Genomic DNA, 15,363 nt, shown 5'->3' with positions numbered 1-15,363 from the left:
GTTCAATGCGAAGCGGGCAGGTAGCCCAGCTGGCTGGCCTTGAACACCGCATGGTCGCGGTTGACCGCGTCCAGCTTGGCGGCAGCGTTGCGAATGTGGAAACGCACGGTCGCCTGGCTCAGGCCGACGATGATCCCGGTCTCCACGTTGGTCTTGCCCGCCGCCGCCCAGCGCAGGCATTCGACCTCGCGGCAAGACAGCACCGGGGCACGGGCGAGGCGCGAAACCGTCTGAACCATGCCCGCATAGCTGCTAACGAAGCAGGAGGCGTAAAGCGCGAGCACGTCCGCGCAGGCATCGAACGTTTCGCCCAGATCGTCGCAGCCCGGATCGGGAGAGACGATGCCCGCAATCCCAATCTGGCCCAACGGCAGATGCACGGGAACGACGATTGCGCAGCGTGCCAAAGCGCGCTGCGCGAAATCCGCCAGATCCACCTCGGGCAGAATGCGCCGACCCCCGCGCGCCCAGATCCCGCGCGCATTGCACCAGAAGGGCTGGGCGCTCAGCCGCGCGGCGGCGATCAGGGGCGAGCGTAACGCCAGCGTCCGGTCCAACCACCAGCGCTGCGTACGTGCCACCGGGAATATGCGCGCCGCCAGCACTTCGCCCTCTGCGTCTCGCATCGGGCGAGCGCGGGCGATGCTGTCACTGGCAGTGATATCGAGCCCGGCATGGATCCGCACCGTATCGCGCAGGAGGATGGCGGCATCGCGTATATCGTTTGGCGTGGCTATGCGCAGGCGGCGGTAGACGGCGGGGTCGAACGGCATGCCGTGCACGCCGGCGTTAACGCCCGGATCCGCAAGCGCGGTCATGGCGCGGGGCCGAACGCCTGCAACACATCGAAGGGCGGCTTGATGCTGTGCGACGGAGCGGGAACGATCCGATTGCCAAACTGGTGCGCTTCGGCAGCCACCGTGTCGAAGAACACAGACAGGCAGCCGATGCGCGGGCCGTCAGCCTCGATGACCAGTCCGTATTGCTGCGCATAGCCCTGGCCCGCATGCGCGAGCACCACCGCCGCGCCGCGGTCTGCCGCCACGACACGGTATGGCCCCAGGCCATCGGCGAAGATGCGCGCGATCAACGCACTATCGTGGAAGCGGCCCGAAACCGGCGTCGATCCGATGACCCCAATTTCAGCCATATCGGCGATGCAGCCCTGCGCGGCGGCGAAGTCCTGGGCAGCAAGGCCTTGCGCGAAACGCTCGGCCAAGGCCACCATTCCTGCACGGTCCAGCGCGGAAGCCAGCGAGGGCGCGTCCAGGTCGAACGGCGCTTGCGGCAAGTGGCGCGGTGTTTCCAGGCGATTCTTCATCAGCGCCGTTTCCACCATCACCGTATCGAACAGTTCGACGATTTCGCGGATCAGACCGTTCTGAAAACGGAATATCTGCAGGTAGAACTGGTCATAACGCCCGCCGTCCTGCGCCGGCAGGCCACCGTGCAAGAGCCCCACGGCGAACGCCCCGTCCGTCAGCACCAGGCGCGAGCCTTTCACATAAGGCTCGGTGCCTGACACCAGCGGGCCGAGCACATGCTCGCCCATATGCGCATACAAAGCATCGCGCTGCTCGAACCGGCCCGAGACCAGGCTGGTGCCCGACATCCAGCAGGTGACGTCCGGATCGTGGAGGGAAACCACGTGCGCGAAGTCCCCCTCCCCCATGGCGCGGTAATAATCACGAACCGTGTCTTCGTTCGGGTTTTCGGTCATGGGCGTTGGCGATCCTGTCAGAACTTGTAGCCGACCTGCAGCATGACTTCGCGCGGGCGTTCGACATAGCCGATGATGTCGGCATTGGTCGAACTGGCAGTGCCTGCGCCCCGCCCGGTGCCCGGACGATCGCTGCCGCCTGCGATAACATACTTGTCGGTCAGGTTCTTGCCGATCAGCGCGACCGACCATCCCCCGTTGGGCTGGTAGAAGCGCAACGCAGCGTCGATCTTGAAGAAGCCGTTCTGCAACGTGCCGGGCCCTTCGGTTTCGCTGAAGAAGTACTTCGAGGTGCCGTTGACGTCGCCAGACAACGCCACGTTGAAGCTGTCGTTCACCGGCGCATCATAGGTTGCGCCGATGTTGCCCGACCAGTCCGGCGCGCGGACCAGCGGCGCGCCGCTCAGGTCCTGGCGCGTGAAGACGCCGGTATTATCGGGCTGCATGTTGCATCCATCGGCGATGGTCTGGCCCGCGTAGCATGCGGACAGAAAGTTGCGGTAGCGCGCCTTGTTGTAGCCAAGCCCGGCCCGGAACGTCAGCGCCGCGGTGGCCTTGTAGCGCAAGTTGAACTCCGCCCCCTTGGTGCGCGCCGATCCGGCGTTGAAGACCTGATAGGTCACCTTGGTGCCATCGAAGATATCGACCTGCAAGCCCTTGAAGTCGTACAGATAGACAGCGCTGGAGAACGTCAGCGCACCGCCCATGAACTCGCCCTTGAAGCCCACTTCGCCGCCCTTCACCTTTTCCGGCCCGAAGGTAAAGTCGGCGTTCGTGGTGCCGGTGCTGAGGATGGCGGGCAGGCCGAAACCGCCAGACTTGTAGCCGGTCTTGTAGGCCGCATAGAGCGTGGTGTGGTTGGTCGGATGCCAGGTCAGGGTAGCCTCTGGCGACCAGTTGTTACCCTTGAACTTGCCGGCGAATTCCCGGAGCGGGAACAAGCCGGCAAGCAGCGGGTGAACATAGATGTTGCGCTGCGCAACTTGCTTTTCTTCCCGCGTCCAGCGCACGCCGCCTGCAAGCTCAAGTTCCGGCAGGATCTTGTAAGTCAGCTGACCGAAGGCGGAATACGTCTTGCCGTCCAGCGTCCCGGTCTTGGAGATGCTGGAATAGTACCCGGTGGCCGGGTCCTGAGGCAGCGCGGCGATGCGGAAGGTCTGGCCGTTATCCAGCGACGTATCCTGGTAGAATGCCCCCACCATCGCGTTAAGCGGCCCGTCGAACGTGGTGAGCGCGCGCACTTCCTGCGAGAACGAATCGTATTTCTCGATCTGCGAGCCCAGGTTGTAGGCATAGCTCGATTTCTCGAAACCGTTCTGCAGGTAGCCCAGCTTGTAGCGGAAATACCCGGTGACCGACGTGACCGCGATCGTGTCCGACTTCCAGTTGGCCGTCAGCGAGGCCAGGATTGGCTTGTAATTGGAATACGGCGTTCCGTCACCGCCACCGATGTAGCCGGCCAGCAGCTGCGGCGGCGGGATGGCGCCCGCAACCTTGCGGTTCTTTTTGCAATCCTCGTACGGGTCCACCAGTCCGTTGACCGGGCCGCCGCCGCAATAGACGATCTCGCCGTTGGTACCTTCGCCGTTGTCTTTCGAAACGCCGGTGGTGAACTTGAAGTTGAAGTCCAGGTTCGGCGTAGGCTTGTAGACCAAGGTCACGCGGCCGATGATTTCTCGCTGCTTTGGCCCCCACTTGTCCGCCGCCAGCATGTCGAGCCCGGTTGCCGGTTCGTGGTTGGGGATGCCGGTGGCCGGCACCGTTTCCATCCATCCGCGCATCGTGCGGGCCTGAAAGGCCACGCGGATGCCCAGCGTGTCGGTGATCGGGGCGGAGATGTAGCCGGAACTCGTCCATTCGCGCGCGCGGAATTCATAGCCCGCCGTGATCCCGCCGGACAGTTCGGGCGTGGGGTCGGCAGTGCGCATCGAGATTACGCCGGCGGGGCTGTTCTTGCCGAAGAACAGGGCCTGCGGCCCTTTCAGCACTTCCACCTGCTGCACGTCGAAATAGCTTTGCTGGAGCGAGCGGCCACGCCCGGTCTGGACCCCGTCGACATTGATGGCGACGGACTGGTCGAAGCCGGTGTCCAGCGTGGACGAGCCGATGCCGCGAATGACGAACGAGGAACCGCCGCCGCTGGCCTGCTGGGCCACGCGCACTTGCGGCGCCATCTGGGCGATATCGCTCAGGCTGTTGGCATTGTAGCGCTGGATATCCTGTTGGTTGAGCGCGGTGACCGCAACCGGAACGTCGATCAGCCGCTCCGCGCGCTGTCGGGCGGAGGTGACGACGATCTCGCTCGCTTGCGGCGCGCTGGCCGGCGCATTCTGCGCCGTTGCAGCGGCGTCCTGCGCATGCGCCATTGCCGGCACGATGGCGACCAGCGCGACCGAGGCAAGCAGATAGGTCTTGGGCGAAAGCCTTGGCATCGTATTCTCCCCTGTTTTTACTTTTTGCTGAATACGCTGGTAGCCGTCCACGAAAGGGCCGCGAACCACCTGCAAGGGTGGGTGGGTGGCACCCGGCTGGCCCTACCCTTCCTTACGACGCGGTTTACCAGCGGCGGCGCTGCTCACCGGGCGGTAAAGCCGCCGTCCACCGCCAATTCCGCGCCGGTCATGAACGAGGCATCTGCGCTGGCCAGGAACACGACGCCGCGCGCGATCTCCATCGGATCGGCAAGCCGGCCCAGCGGATGCAGGATGCGCAGCGCCTCCTGCTGCTCATCGTTCAGCGTTTCGGCAACGGACGGCGTGCGCACATAGCCGGGGTGGATGGAGTTCACCCGGATGCCGGTGCCCGCCTCGGCACATTCCAGCGCCACCGCTTTGGTCAGCATCGTCACTCCGCCCTTGCTGGCGCAATAGGCCGCCGTGCCAGAATTGCCGACCGTGCCATACATCGACGACATATTGACGATCGCGCCGCCCCCGCTGCGCTCCATCAGTGGGATCGCGTGCTTCATGCCCAGGAACATCCCGTCCAGATTGACCGCCATCAGCCGCCGCCAGTCGGCAAGCGCGATCTGCGTCACCTTGCGCAGCCAGCCGAACCCGGCATTGTTGACCAGCACGTCAAGCCTGCCGAAATCCGCCTCGACTTGCGCCACCAGCGCCTGCCACCCGGCCTCGTGCGCCACGTCTTGCAGATGCGCGATCTGTCCCAGTTCAGCGGCAAGCGCGTGGAGTTGATCCTCCAGCAAGTCGGTCATCACCACTGTTGCGCCTTCCTCATGAAAAGCGCGGGCAATGGCCGCACCGATGCCGCGCGCGGCGCCGGTGACGATGCACACTTTGCCGTCCAGCTTTCCCATCGTCAGTACTCCATCCGGGCAACGCCGTGCGCGCGCGGCTGGGTCAGCGGGTTGTGGAACAAGGCCCGCTCGGCCAGCGCTGTGTCGAAAAAGGCGTGCATTTCGATGATCTTGCCGTCCTGGAAGCGGAATATCTCGCAGTACGTCTGGTCGTAGCGGTCGCCCGCCGTGGTAGGGCCGCCCCCTTCCATGATCGCCACCACGCGCACCTCGTCGGCGCACATGATCTTCCAGCGGCTGGCAAAGCGGATGGCTTCGGGCACCAGCGCGCCGTGGACCTGCTCGGCGATCAATGTGTCGGTCACCGCCGCTTTGCCCGCCAGCCGCCCCGATGCAGGCGTGGTGCCGGCCATGTGGATCACGATGTCGTCGTGATACATAGCCTCCACCGCCTCCCATGCGCCTTCCTGCATCAGCGTGAAGTAGCGGTTCAGCAGATCGATGTTGTCCTGGCGGCTCACAGATCACTCTCCTCTTAATATGATGGGGGCAAGACGATCGGCGTTACCCGCGCCGCGCGCCATCCATCGCTGCCAGCACCTGCGCCTTCGACGGATTGCCGCGCAGCATAAGTCCGCCGCTGACGTGCAGGTTCTCGCCGGTCATGAAGCATTCGTCTTCGGCCAGGAACAGCGCCGCCGCCGCAATCTCGTCCACCGTCGCGGTGCGGCCCAGCGGAGAGGTTCGCGCGAATGCGGCGACCGCGCCTGGATAGGCCCAGACCGCCTCGGTCATCGGGGTGCGCACCGCGCCCGGGCTGATCGAATTGACGCGGATACCGCGCGCGCCGAACTCGTCGGCAACGCTGCGCGCCACTTGGTCCATCGCCGCCTTGGTGCCGCGATAGGCCGCGTAGTCGTCCAGCAGGATGGTGCCGGCGGCCGAACTGATGCGGATGATCGCGCCGCCGTGAACCATAGCCTCGACCATGACCTGCAGGAACTGGAACGGGGCCCTGAACTGCAATTCGAACAGAGCGGCAAGGTCTTCGCCGGTGGTTTCGAGAAACGGCCGGGCGAAATTGCGCCCGGTGCAGTCCACCGCGATATCGATCCGCCCGAACGAGGTGATGGCCGTTTGCGCCAGCGCCTCGACGGAGGCGCGCTTGCACGCATCGCACAGCGCGGTCACGCCGCCGATCTCGTCTGCAAGCGTATCAAGGACCGCCGCATTCCGCCCGGCCACGACCACGCGCGCGCCTTCTGTGGCGAACCGCCGGGCAATCGCCTGCCCCATGTTGTCCTGCCCGCCAGCGCCCAGCACGATCGCCACTTTGCCGGCCAGCCGTGCGCTCATTGCCCGTCCGCCCCGACGGCCCAGGCCACCGCGCGGTCCAGTACCTGCCGGAAGCCCGGCGCTTCCCACGGCCCGCGCGTGACCGGGCCCTCCTCCATCAGCGGCTGGAAATCGTGCCTGCCGCTGCTGTGGCCCAGCGCGAGATACAGCACACTACCCTTGCCATGCGGGCGCAGGTACATCTGCACGCGGTCGACCGGGTCGGGCCAGTCCGACAGCACATAGCCGGGATTGGAGCCGGAAAAGCGCGCAGTCAAAAGCACTTGCGCCGGTGCGGTCAGCTCTAGAACGTAGGGTTCATCCTCCACCGCGAAGGGCGCGATACCCGCCACCAGCGGGTGGTCTGGCGCTGCGATGTCCACCTGCATCGGCGCCAGCAGCAGGTGCGCCAGGAACCGGCTGCCCAGCAGGCGGGTGAAGCGTGGATTGGTGTCCGTGGTGTCCACCTGGCCGGGGATCGCGATGCCCTGCGCCACGATCGGCGGCCCGTCGGTAAACCGGATCAGTGCATTGGTGGCATGCATCGCGAACAGCCGCCCGCCGCGATCAAGGAACGCCTCCAGCGCGTCCAGCGCCGCCGCATCCGGCGACACATTGCAAGTGTACGCCACGATAGCGTCGGCAGCCACGATTTTGGCGATATCCGAAAAGTCGTCACCCACCGTCACCCACGCGTCCTCATGGCGTTGCAGCGCCGTGAGCAGTTCCACCCGCACGTAGCCGGTGTCATGCGTGGGCGCGCCGCAGATCACGTGGATGCGTCTTGCCGCCATGGCGATGCCCCTTGTTTGCGCGTCAGGTGCCCGGATGGGCGTCGGCCTCGACCGGGTTGACCGCGATCAGGTCTCGTACTGACCGGCCCTGGATCAACGCATCGATGTTTTCGTGAAAGTGCGTGATGCGCCGCTCGTCCGTGCTGAGGATCGCGTCGGTAAAGCTTTGCGAGCGCTGGCCGCGCTGGACATGCTCGACCAGCCCGACGTCCTGGCCCAGCACTTCGTCAACGATGGGGTGCTTGCGCACGCCCCACTTGAGCACCTCCTCAACCGGCTCGTCGCCGCCGCGCACCACGCGGTGGGTATAAGGCGGCACCGTCTCGCCCGCTTCCATCGGCGCGCACATGATGAAGTCGAAATACATCTTCTCCGGATCGCCGCCGGGGTGCGGACGATAGCGCAGCGCGACGTAGAACTCGGGGAACAGATTGAAGTGCGTGGTGGGGAACAGCATGTAGTGATAGGCATCGCTCAGCTGGCTGTCAGTCAGGTTCTCATACGGAAACACCGCCTGCCCCTGCCGGGCGCGCTTGGCTTCCTGCACGGCGCGGCGCACGTCGGTGGCCTTGCCGGTGAAGCTTTCCACGGCGATGCCGTTGGTCGTCAGCAGCATCTCCAACTGCGGGTTCAGCGCCTCCTGCTCGGGATACAGGGTGCTGGGCTTGCCATATTCGTTGACCATGTAGCTGTGGATACCCAGCAGGGTGATCGGCGCATCCTCGTTGCCCCAGGCGAGGATTTCGGAATGCAGCGTCTGGAAGTGGTAGCTTTCGTTGAACGCGTCAAACGTGGTCTTCCAGTTGCAGGCGAATTCGAACGTCTTGTAATCGACGATCGTCGCGCGCTCCATCTTGTAGGCGTCCAGCCGGTCAGCCAGCGGGCCCAGATAGTCGCGCAAAGGGGGCGCGGCCGCGTCCAGCGTGAACCACAACCAGCCGGCGAACGCCTCGACGCGGAAGGTGCGCAGCGACGAGCAGGCCGGATCGTCTATCACCGCCGGGTCGAACCGCTCCTTGTACGGTGCATGGACCAGCGTGCCTTCCAGATCATACACCCAGCCATGGAAAGCGCAGGTGAACTGCGGTGCGTACACCGGCCCGTCCTCGGCCAGCAGCAGCCGGTTGCCGCGGTGCCGGCACACATTGTAATAGCCGCGCACGCTGTCATCGGCCATGCGCACGAACAGCAGGCCTTCGCGGCCAAGGGTGTGGACGAAGACGTCGCCCTCTTCGGGGATTTCCTCCGCGCGCGGGCCCATGTGCCAGACTTTCGCCCACATGTGCTCCCACTCCTGCGCCGCGCGCTCGCGGCTCCAGTACCAGGACGGGTCAACCCGGAATGTGGCTGCCGCTGTCATCTCGATCGCTCTCCTCGGCGCGCGCCGCGCCTTGTCTTTGCACGTTGGGCCAGGAATGGAGCGCGAAGCCGCAGGGCGGAACCACCCTGTCGCTTGGGTAGGGTGGGTGGAGCGCTCTACAGCAGCGCCAGGTTCGCCAGTTCGGAGCGGCGGGTGATGCTGGCCTTTTCGAAAATATTCTTGAGATGCCACTTGATGGTGTTCTCACTCACCCGCATCCGCTCTGCGATCTGCCGGTTGGTGAGGCCGGCGCGCACGAAGCGCACCAGTTCGATCTCGCGTTCGGTGAGCAGGCTATCCGGGTGGTCGCGCCGTTGGCCGCCCGTTTCCCGCACCGCCAGGCTGGGATCGAAGGCTTCGCGCAACTGCTGCATCAGTCGTGCCTGATGGCGGTCTGCAGGCTGCCACCCCTGCGCGATGATCGCATCGAGCATGGCGCGGATATCGCGTCCGCCATCGATCAGCGTGCGCTGGATGCCGCTGCGCGCGGCATAGCGCACCAGCCGCCGCAGGATGGACAAGGCGCGGGCCGACTGGCGCATACGCCACAAGGCGCGCACGCCCAGCACCGCGTGATGAAACGCGCGCAGGTTCCAGCCGCCCGCCAGGTCAAGCGCAACCGCGCGCCGCAGCGGGTCGAGCGCGCGTTCGGGCGCGCCGAGTTCGATATCCAGATGCGCCTGCGAGCCCAGGATCGCGGCCTCCACATAGGATTCAAGCGGATGTCCGGTCGGCAGCCGGTCCCGCTGCTCGCTCAGCGCACGCGCATAGGCGCCCGCCGTGCGCGTATCGTGGTGATCGAGCGCGACAATAACCTTCTCGGACAGGACATCGACCTGCAAGCGCGTCAGCCGGATCGCCGGGCCGGCATCCAGCACGGTTTCCAGCGCGGTGATCGCGGCGCGATATTGGCCGCGCAGCGACAGCATTCGTGCCTTGGCACGATAGGCCTGGAAGCGGGCATCGGTGAACAGGTGCGCGTGCAGCGACCAGGCGAACCCCTCGATCACCTGCTCCACCCGGTCCAGTTCGTTCTGCTCGTACAGCGCGCCTGCCAGCAGGCCGGCCGCCATCACGGTGCCGGTGGACTGCTGGCTCATGTCCGCCTCGGCGCGCTTGAGGGCGCTGGCGAAATGCGCTTCGGCATGGCGCACCTGCCCGTCTCGCAAGTCGATCAGTCCCAGGATGCACCGCGCATAGATGGTGGCGTACGGGTTGGTTTCGTAGCACGCCGGCAGATAGGCGCTCTCCAGCGTGAGGCGCGCTTCCGCGACCTCTCCAGTGAGCGCGAGGCAAAAGGCGATCGAATTGTCGACCACCCGCCCGAACCAGTCGCTCGCCCCCGGATTGCGTGCGCGCCAGAGCCGCCCTTGCGCACTTGCATGCGTAAAGTCATCGTGCATCGACAGCACCATCACCTGCAGCGCCGACAGGTTCGCCACCAGCGCCGGGTCGGGCGCGGGATCGCTGGCCAGCTGCGCCGCAAGCGGCGCCACCAGCGCTTCGGCCTCGTCAAGCCGGTACAGCAGCGACAGCGCCCAGGCCACGGCGAGCAGTGCCGTTGGCCGCTTGCGCAGATCGTCCACCGGAAAGCGCGGCAACCACGATTGCAGTTCGAGTACATAGCCCTGCGCGATCATCGCAAAGCCGCAGCGCTCCACCAGTTCGATGGCGCGGCTGACATCGCCGCCGTCCATTGCGTGGGCTGCGGCCAGCGCGGACTGCCCCCGCGCCTCGAACCAGTCACAGCAGCGCAGATGCAGCGCGGCCTGCTCCTCGGGGCTGCACAGGCTCTGCACGCGCGAGACGTCGACCAGCAGCGGCATCGCTTCATACGTGGTGCCGGCACCCTTGGACTGCCGGGTCAGCAGGCCCTGGGCGCGATACTCCTGGATATGCGCCTCGGCATCTTCGTGGCCGGCCAGCGCGACCATCAGGTCATGATCGAGCCGGTGCGGCACCAGCATGGCATCGAGCGCACCACGCGCCGCGTCCGACAAGTCTCGGAACAGCTCCTCCTCGAAGTATTCCAGAATGTCGCGCCCGATCGCGAAGCCGCCGGTCGCGCTGCCCTCTCCGCTCTTGCGCAGGCGGTTGCGCGCCAGCAGCCGCACTGCGGCCACCCGCCCGCCGGTGCGCGCCCACAAGGCCCGTGTCTCCGCCAGAGTGAGCGCGGGCACGCCCGCCTCCGCGATCAGCTCGGCGACCTGCTTGAAAGAGACCGCCAGCTTGCCGTCGTCGATTTCGAGCAGGGCATCCTCGTTGCGCCAGCGCGCCAGGTGCAGCCCCGTGGGCAGGCGGGACGCCATGACGATCCGCAGGTTGCGCGGCGCGCCCGCAACAATGCGCTGAAGGTCGCCCATCGCCGCCACGTCCGCCGCATGAAGGTCGTCGATGAACAGCGCCACTTCGCCGCCGAACGCCGCCACTTCGCTCAGCATGACGGCCAACAGCACATCCGCATCCACGCCGGGAGCCATCAGCAGGGCCGCCGTGGCGCTCTTGGCGCCCAGCACGCTGCGCGAAAGCACGATCGCGATCTGGCGCGTAAGTGTGCCCTGCCCGCTGGTCCCCGGTGTCAGGCGCAGCCAGCAGCATACGTGCAGGCTTGTTTCCAGGTGGCTGGAGAGGCGCGCCATCAGCCGGGTCTTGCCGCTGCCTGGCGATGCGGTGATCATGACGATGCGATACGGCGCGATGGCGCCGGCCATATCGCCAAGCGCGGCAGGCGCCACCCATTTGCCTTTGAAGCGCGGCATTTCCATCGCACTGGGCAACAACAGCCCGGACCCCAAGCTCATCATCCCGAACCTGTTTTTCTTTTTTGTGGTCGCAGACTATCACTGCGTTTCGGCCCTGTCTTGCACGCAAATTGCCGCGCTACGGCCCGGCGTGTGCCATCGCGAGCCACTGACGGATTGGGCAGGTTGAGGGCTGGCTTCGTACGGATATGGCCGTGCATTGGGCACGGCGCGAAAGGGAGACGAGATGAAGCTCGACGTGACAGACAAGCGCGTGCTGATCACCGGCGCGTCCAGCGGCCTTGGCGCCCATTTCGCGCACGTGCTGGCTGCAGGCGGCGCGCGCGTGGCGATCGCAGCGCGCCGCCGCGACCGTCTCGACACGCTTGCCCGCGAACTGACCGGCACCGCAGCAGAGGTGTCCGTGCTGGAACTCGATGTGGCGGATCCGGGATCGATCGCGCGCGCCATGACCGAACTTGCCGAAGCGTGGGGCGGGGTGGACGTTGTCGTCAACAACGCGGGCGTCACCCAGACCCGCCCGGCGATCGACATCACCGCGGACGACTTCGACGCCGTGCTGGACGTGAACCTGCGCGGCGCTTTCCTCGTGGCGCGCGAGGCGGCACGGATCATGCGCCGTGACGGGAAGGGCGACGGTGGCGCGATCATCAACATCGCCTCCATCCTGGGTCTGCGCCAGGCGGGCCACGTCACCAGCTATGCAATCTCGAAGGCAGGCGTGGTGCAGATGACCAAGCAGCTCGCGCTGGAGTGGGCGCGCTTTGGCATTCGCGTCAACGCCCTTGCGCCCGGCTACATCGAGACCGAACTCAACGCGGATTTCTGGGGAACCGACGCCGGAAAGGCGCTGATCGCCCGCATCCCGCAGCGGCGCCTGGGCCGGCTGGACGAACTGGACGCCCCGCTGCTGATGCTCGCGTCCGATGCGTCGCGCTTCATGACCGGCTCGATTATCGTGATCGACGGTGGGCATGCGGTGTCCGGCCTCTGACAACGGCATGCGCCGCGTTCATAATGCACTCGGCCATAATACACTGGGCAAGGCTCTGGGCGCTTCGACGCCGTGTGATCGCCCACTGGACCAGCACGCCGGCTTGAACGGCAGGCCGGATCACCCCACCTAAGCGCATGGCCAAACTTATCGTATGGCATGACGGCGCATGCCCGCTTTGCCGCCGCGAGATCGCTCTGATGCGCCGGCTGGACGTGCAGCGGCGGATCGTGTTCATCGACGCGAGCGAGGAGGGCGCAGCCTGCCCGATCGATCGGCAGGCGCTTCTCAACCGTTTCCATGCGCAGGAGGATGGCGTGCTGCTCTCCGGCGCGGCGGCGTTCGCCGCGATGTGGCGCGCGATCCCCGTGCTACGCCCGCTTGGCCTGCTCGCCCGCTCGCCCACTGTGCTCAGGATACTGGAGCGCGCGTATCTCAAATTCCTGACGCTGCGGCCCCGCCTCCAGAAGTTGGCGGGCGCATGAGGCCGGTCCCGGAGCCAGCGTCGCCCGGCCAGGAAAGCGTGTGGGACTATCCGCGCCCGGCCATCGCCCAACCCGTTTCAGCACGCGTCGTCATCGAACATCGCGGCACCATCGTGGCCGATACGCGCCGGTCGGTACGCACGCTGGAGACCAGCCACCCGCCCAGCTACTACATACCCAGGGACGACATCGCCCCCGATGTGCTGCGCCAGGCTGGCGGCGGCTCGATCTGCGAATGGAAGGGATCGGCGGTGTACTGGGACGTCGTTGTCGATGGCATCACCCTGCCACGGGTGGGCTGGAGCTACCCGTCGCCCACCCCTGACTTCCAGTGCCTTCGCGATTACGTGGCGTTCTACGCCGCGCCGTTCGATCGCTGCTCGGTTGACGGGCAGACCGTCATCCCGCAGGCCGGCGGCTTCTACGGCGGCTGGATCACTCCTGATCTTGCCGGCCCGTTCAAGGGCGAGCCCGGCAGCATGGGGTGGTAGCGCGTTGAGTTCCGGCGACCGGCGAGACCGCAGCATCCCCAAGGGCCGCTTGTCTCGGCTCGGCCATTTCGGCCGCCTGGCAGGCGGCGTTGCGGGCGGCATGGCGGCCGAAGGCATGCGCCGGCTTGCCAGTGGAGAACGACCACGGCTGAGCGACCTGCTGCTCACGCCAGGCAATGCCAAGCGCATCGCAGACCGCCTGTCGCACTTGCGCGGCGCGGCCCTGAAGCTGGGCCAGATGATCTCGATGGACGCCGGCGATATGCTGCCGGCCGAACTCTCCACGATCCTGGCAACGGTGCGCGACCAGGCCTATCGCATGCCGCCCCAGCAGCTGGACGCTGTGCTCAAGCGCGAATGGGGCGCGGACTGGCGTCGCCATTTCGCAAAGTTCGATGCCATACCGATCGCCGCTGCGTCCATCGGCCAGGTCCACCGCGCCGTCCTTGCGGATGGGCAATCACTGGCGATCAAGGTGCAGTATCCCGGCGTGCGCGCCAGTATCGACGCCGATGTGGACAACGTGGCAACTTTGCTGCGCATCTCCAACCTCGTTCCCTCCTCGCTGGACTTGTCGCCGCTGCTGGCAGAGGCCAAGCGCCAACTGGCCGAGGAAGCGGACTATCTGCGCGAGGGCGAGCAGATGCGCGCCTACCGCGAGCGTCTGCAGGGCGATGCCCGCTATGCGGTTCCCGCCCTCTATCCCGAATTGACGACGCCATCGGTGCTGACGATGCAATTCGTGGATGGGCAGCCGATCGAAACTCTGGCCGATGCCGCGCAGGACGTGCGAGACCGCGCGATGACCGCACTGATAGAACTGGTGCTGCGCGAGTTGTTCGAATTCGGCGTCATGCAGACCGATCCCAATTTCGCAAACTTTCGTTGGCAGGCGGACACGCAAACGCTGGTACTGCTGGACTTCGGCGCAACCCGGGACGTGCCGGCCCGAACCGCCGCGTCCTATCGCGCGCTATTGAGCGCCGGCCTGGCGCACGACCATGATCGCATCCGCGAAACCGCGGTCGAAGCCGGGTTCCTGGGCGCCAGCGCGGTGGCCGCCCACCGCGCCACGGTGGACCGGATCATCGCCGCGATCGTCGAAACGCTTGGCAAGCCCGGCCCCTTCGACTTCGGCGACCGGGCCTTCGTGCCCGTCGTGCGTGCGGAGGCGCCCGCCTTGGTCGCGGATCGCGCCACGTGGCATGTTCCCGACGTGGAAACGCTGTTCGTCCAGCGAAAGGTCAGCGGCACCGCCCTGCTCGGCGCCCGCCTCAAAGCCCGCGTCGATCTGGTCGGCCTGGCGCAGGCCGCAATCGCGTAAACAGCGAACGTATCTCGCAGGCGTGGATGATTTCGGCTGCGCTTTGCCGGCCCGTCAGGCCCACGCGCTGACCCGCTGCAAAGAAAGCGATGCCCGCTTGCGCCATGCTGCGCTGAGAATTGGAGCGGGTAGCGGGAATCGAACCCGCATAGCCAGCTTGGAAGGCTGGAGCTTTACCACTAAGCTATACCCGCCCATCTACGCGCTGGGCAACGACCCCGCGCACAGCAGCATCGACGAACGGTCGCTTGCCATGAGAGGGGCCCTTCGTCAACGCCCCCGTTATCGCCCGGTATCCGGACGCGTTAATGGCCGTCAAATTCCAGCAGTGCGTCCACGCTGACACCCGCATCGCGCAGACGGTCTGCGCCGCCAAGGTCCGGCAGATCAATGACGAAAAGTGCGGAGGCCACACGCCCGCCCGCCCGGCGCAGCAACTGTGCGGCGGCCAGCGCCGTGCCACCCGTGGCGATCAGGTCATCGACCAGAACGATGCGGGTGGCAGCGGCGACCATGCCGGGATCGATTTCCAGCGTGCCGGTGCCGTATTCGAGCGCGTAGTCGACAGACAGCACCGGTACCGGCAGCTTGCCGGGCTTGCGGACCGGAATGAAGCCCAAGCCCAAAGCCGCCGCAATGGCGGCACCAAAAATGAAACCGCGCGCGTCGATGCCGGCGATTACGTCTGCTTCGGCAGCGGCAGCACGATCGCTCATATGGGCGATCGCGGCGCGAAAGCCCGCGCCGTCCCCCATCAGCGTCGTCACATCGCGAAACAGGATGCCCGGCTTGGGAAAGTCCGGCACGGTGCGCACCAGCACACGCAGTTCGTCAAGCGTCAT

Annotated in this window: 14 protein-coding genes and 1 tRNA gene; 4 read left to right on the top strand and 11 right to left on the bottom strand. The window is 66.1% G+C overall.

Annotated elements, in window-relative coordinates; translation table 11 throughout:
• Window positions 1-2: 2 nt before the first annotated feature.
• The 9 genes from ASE49_RS01375 to ASE49_RS01335 all read right to left on the bottom strand — a co-directional run bounded on the left by ASE49_RS01375 (window position 3) and on the right by ASE49_RS01335 (window position 11,266).
• A complete protein-coding gene (locus tag ASE49_RS01375; RefSeq protein WP_235522780.1) occupies window positions 3-818 on the bottom strand; it encodes a helix-turn-helix transcriptional regulator in 816 nt (271 codons plus the stop codon).
• Window positions 815-1,720, bottom strand: a complete 906-nt coding sequence (locus ASE49_RS01370) for a nuclear transport factor 2 family protein (protein WP_056767875.1) — start codon at window positions 1,718-1,720, stop codon at window positions 815-817. Before ASE49_RS01370 ends, ASE49_RS01375 begins: the two co-directional genes overlap by 4 nt.
• 17 nt (window positions 1,721-1,737) lie before the next feature.
• Window positions 1,738-4,152, bottom strand: a complete 2,415-nt coding sequence (locus ASE49_RS01365) for a TonB-dependent receptor (protein ID WP_056767873.1) — start codon at window positions 4,150-4,152, stop codon at window positions 1,738-1,740.
• Window positions 4,153-4,295: 143 nt separating this feature from the next.
• Window positions 4,296-5,036, bottom strand: coding sequence for a glucose 1-dehydrogenase (locus ASE49_RS01360; RefSeq protein WP_056767869.1), 741 nt, complete (start codon window positions 5,034-5,036; stop codon window positions 4,296-4,298).
• A 2-nt stretch (window positions 5,037-5,038) separates the two neighbouring features.
• Entirely contained in the window at window positions 5,039-5,497 is a 459-nt protein-coding gene (locus ASE49_RS01355; protein WP_056767866.1) for a nuclear transport factor 2 family protein, read from the bottom strand.
• 43 nt (window positions 5,498-5,540) lie between these two features.
• On the bottom strand, window positions 5,541-6,332 hold the full coding sequence (locus ASE49_RS01350; RefSeq protein WP_056767864.1) for an SDR family NAD(P)-dependent oxidoreductase: 792 nt from the start codon (window positions 6,330-6,332) through the stop codon (window positions 5,541-5,543).
• The gene (locus ASE49_RS01345; RefSeq protein ID WP_056767860.1) at window positions 6,329-7,105 is read right to left on the bottom strand and encodes a ThuA domain-containing protein; all 777 of its coding nucleotides are present in this window, start codon (window positions 7,103-7,105) and stop codon (window positions 6,329-6,331) included. The genes ASE49_RS01350 and ASE49_RS01345 overlap by 4 nt, the downstream gene beginning before the upstream one ends.
• 22 nt (window positions 7,106-7,127) lie before the next feature.
• Window positions 7,128-8,465: an aromatic ring-hydroxylating oxygenase subunit alpha gene (locus ASE49_RS01340; RefSeq protein WP_082456242.1), complete on the bottom strand. Its 1,338-nt coding sequence runs from the start codon at window positions 8,463-8,465 to the stop codon at window positions 7,128-7,130.
• A 116-nt stretch (window positions 8,466-8,581) separates the two neighbouring features.
• Window positions 8,582-11,266, bottom strand: a complete 2,685-nt coding sequence (locus tag ASE49_RS01335) for a LuxR C-terminal-related transcriptional regulator (RefSeq protein ID WP_156370019.1) — start codon at window positions 11,264-11,266, stop codon at window positions 8,582-8,584.
• Window positions 11,267-11,453: 187 nt separating this feature from the next.
• Between ASE49_RS01335 and ASE49_RS01330 the strand changes: the two genes are divergently transcribed.
• From ASE49_RS01330 to ASE49_RS01315, 4 genes are all read left to right on the top strand, one after another.
• Entirely contained in the window at window positions 11,454-12,221 is a 768-nt protein-coding gene (locus ASE49_RS01330) for an SDR family NAD(P)-dependent oxidoreductase (protein WP_056767849.1), read from the top strand.
• 137 nt (window positions 12,222-12,358) lie between these two features.
• A complete protein-coding gene (locus ASE49_RS01325; protein WP_056767846.1) occupies window positions 12,359-12,706 on the top strand; it encodes a thiol-disulfide oxidoreductase DCC family protein in 348 nt (115 codons plus the stop codon).
• Window positions 12,703-13,197 (top strand): DUF427 domain-containing protein, encoded by a 495-nt coding sequence (locus ASE49_RS01320; protein WP_056767844.1) that lies wholly within the window; start codon window positions 12,703-12,705, stop codon window positions 13,195-13,197. Before ASE49_RS01325 ends, ASE49_RS01320 begins: the two co-directional genes overlap by 4 nt.
• Before the next feature lie 4 nt (window positions 13,198-13,201).
• Window positions 13,202-14,521: an ABC1 kinase family protein gene (locus ASE49_RS01315; RefSeq protein WP_056767842.1), complete on the top strand. Its 1,320-nt coding sequence runs from the start codon at window positions 13,202-13,204 to the stop codon at window positions 14,519-14,521.
• Window positions 14,522-14,641: 120 nt separating this feature from the next.
• On the opposite strand, the gene ASE49_RS01310 is transcribed toward ASE49_RS01315, so the two are convergent.
• Together ASE49_RS01310 and ASE49_RS01305 are read right to left on the bottom strand one after the other, a co-directional pair.
• Window positions 14,642-14,715 (bottom strand) — tRNA-Gly (locus ASE49_RS01310).
• A 111-nt stretch (window positions 14,716-14,826) separates the two neighbouring features.
• Window positions 14,827-15,363: an adenine phosphoribosyltransferase gene (locus ASE49_RS01305; RefSeq protein ID WP_056767839.1), complete on the bottom strand. Its 537-nt coding sequence runs from the start codon at window positions 15,361-15,363 to the stop codon at window positions 14,827-14,829.

The sequence above is a fragment of the Novosphingobium sp. Leaf2 genome, assembly GCF_001421325.1.
Taxonomy (GTDB): Bacteria; Pseudomonadota; Alphaproteobacteria; order Sphingomonadales; family Sphingomonadaceae; genus Novosphingobium.
The sequence above is the reverse complement of the archived record's forward strand: the minus strand, read 5'-3'. Positions and strand labels throughout refer to the sequence as shown.